This window comes from Pelomonas nitida, from assembly GCF_043555975.1.
Classification (GTDB): Bacteria; Pseudomonadota; Gammaproteobacteria; order Burkholderiales; family Burkholderiaceae_C; genus Pelomonas; species Pelomonas nitida.
The window spans coordinates 1-255 of the sequence record NZ_JBIGIA010000073.1 but is presented as its reverse complement, the minus strand read 5'-3'; the positions used below and the strand labels follow the sequence as shown (position 1 = coordinate 255).

1 protein-coding gene is annotated in these 255 nt (G+C 65.5%); it reads left to right on the top strand.

Features of this window, described 5'->3' with window-relative positions; all coding sequences use genetic code 11:
• The coding region (locus ACG00X_RS24230; protein WP_394492385.1) for a DUF6055 domain-containing protein at nt 1-255 on the top strand (255 nt) is incomplete at both ends.

The following is a 255-nucleotide window of genomic DNA, read 5'->3' as shown; positions in this document are numbered from 1 at the left end:
CCGACTTCCGCTGGGGCCTGGTGGCCACCAACACGCAGTTCACGACGGCACGCTACAGCGCGATGCAAAAAGGCCTGGACGGCGAAGTGACGTTCAAGGTCAACGCCGGCGAGCCGCTGTTCATGGTGGTGTCGGCCACGCCGACGGTGTTCAAGACCGTCACCTGGGACCAGGACTACGCCACCATCTGGCGCTACCCGTACATGGTGGAGCTGGCCAACGCCTGGCCGCAGGGCTTCCAGAACGGCCAGCGTG